At 60.3% G+C, this 2,062-nt stretch carries 1 pseudogene; it reads left to right on the top strand.

Annotated elements, in window-relative coordinates:
• Window positions 1-1,940 (top strand): annotated as a pseudogene (locus tag V8J63_RS27510) (hypothetical protein); the annotation flags it as partial.
• Between the last annotated feature and the right edge of the window lie 122 nt (window positions 1,941-2,062).

Here is a 2,062-nt window from a genome sequence, read left to right on the forward strand (position 1 = left end):
GCGGTGTCATTCTGAAACGCTCCGACGGCCTCTACGTCGCTACCTCGCCGATTGAAGTGACACGCGAAAATTTCGACAGTAGCGAGATCATCGCCGACGAGACTCGCGCTGCCGGACTGTTTCCAGAAAATTGCCGGATCGTTGCGCGTTACCGCTCCAGAGTCCCGAGGGAGCTGTCGGTAGCGTTTTCGGCCATCGACAAACAGATCTACTTGAACATGCTGTCGGTCGATACCTTGTACTCGGCATTCACCCGCAAGCCTGTGCTCTGGGATGAATACCTGTTTGCGCCGGACGGTGCGACGATTCGCTATCAGCCTGGGTTGTGGGAGCGTCTGCGCGCCGATCTGTCGATTGCCCTGACGGCAAGCAATAGCCTGCCCGCATCACTGGATGGCGAGACCATCAAGCAGCGCCTTTACAGCGGTGAATTGAAACCGATCGACTGGATCGACTCGCTCGCCAGAACCGGTTATTTGCAGGTCGTCACCGGCAGTGACCTGTGGGGCCTGCCCAGGCAAGTATCGCGCTGGGTGCCGTTCTCAGCCGACCTGCAGATCGTGACGGATTACAGCAAAGCCGCTACTGCGGCGGTGTGCAGCCCGTTATACCTTCAGGCGGATGCGGCCGCTCGATATGTCCATGAGCTGGCGGTGAGCCGCGATACGCAGACTTTCGGTGTCATCCAGCGCTCGGCCGGCGGTGTGTTTCTTGCCAGTCTGCCGCTGACTGCACAACGGTCTGCGCTGGCGCTGGACCGGATTTTCGAGCACGGGCGACTGCCATCAGGCTTTCTGCTGGATTCGATTTATCTGCGCGCCGTCCTGCCGCCGCTTGGCGCACGATCCACGGATATCCGGCATGTGCTGATCATGCCCAGCGAAGTCCAGCAGGCGTGTCGACGGGCCAGTACGACACAGGGTTACAAGCCGATCTACTTCTCCTGCGCCGACGGAGCGCTGCTGAGGCTGCAACTGCACGCGTTCGAGCCCGGCACATTCTTCGACCGGTTCGGGCAAGTGGACTTGCGCCCCAACGCTTTTGTGTCAATGGAGCAGGCGGCGAATGATGAACGCAACAACAGCAAGGGCACTTTCAGCCTTGTCGAATACGTAAATCGGATGGCGCGAGCCGGTGACCTGCATGTCATTGAAACCAGCGCCTGCTGGTCTCGCCGTGGTCGGGTCGAGGAGGGCTGGCAACCGGGTCTGGCCGAGATATCTCGTGAGCGCCACTGGCAAAATCATCCGGTTCCGGCGCTGGGACCGATCTTCCAGCATCCCGACGATGCTGCCCGCTATGCCCAGCAACGGACCGACAATGAAATACTCGCTCGGACCGGTTATGAGGGCGCGGTTCTCGGGGAAAACTCCGGCCAGCGCTTTGTCCCGCTGGAGCCTGTTGCGTGGTTCGCCAACGAGGAGAATCTTCGTCTGCGTCTTTTCCGTACCGCCGAGGACCCTGCGACCGACTGGCGCCGACCGGCACCGCGCTTCCCTGACGGTTATGCCGTCGTGGCCAGTCATCAATTCAGCCTGTCGGGCAATACCTTGCTGGTCGCTGACAACGAACAGATCCGCAGTAATTTCGCCGAACCCGCGCTGGTGTATGCACACACCCACGAGTTGAAAAACCAAGGTTTCGATATTCGTGGGTATTACTACTCCACGCCCGGCCATGAGTTGCTCAAATACACGCCAGTGTACTCAGACGCCGAACGGGATCTGCTGCTGACCCGTTCGGTCGTTTATGAAAACGGGCAATGGGTCAGCCGCCTCACGCCTGGGCAATTTGTTTCCCGACTCCTGCAATTGGGCGAATTTCAGGTGTTGGTGGCAGGCGCGTATTGGCGCCATACCGGGCACCTGGGCAGTGGTTGGCGAATCCGTCGGCAACAGCCGGCGGCCGAAGGTGCCGTGCGGATCAGAGATGAGTTGTAATTCGCATGCCGAGTCGAGCGCGGGCCACTGAGCCCGCGCCACACTATCAGCGCGGTAGATCGACGGTGCGCCGGGCGACTCGTGGCAAGACGAACCGGTCAAGCAACCACACGAACAGCAGC

This window comes from Pseudomonas sp. CCNWLW23, from assembly GCF_037095675.1.
In the GTDB taxonomy this organism is placed as follows: domain Bacteria; phylum Pseudomonadota; class Gammaproteobacteria; order Pseudomonadales; family Pseudomonadaceae; genus Aquipseudomonas; species Aquipseudomonas atacamensis.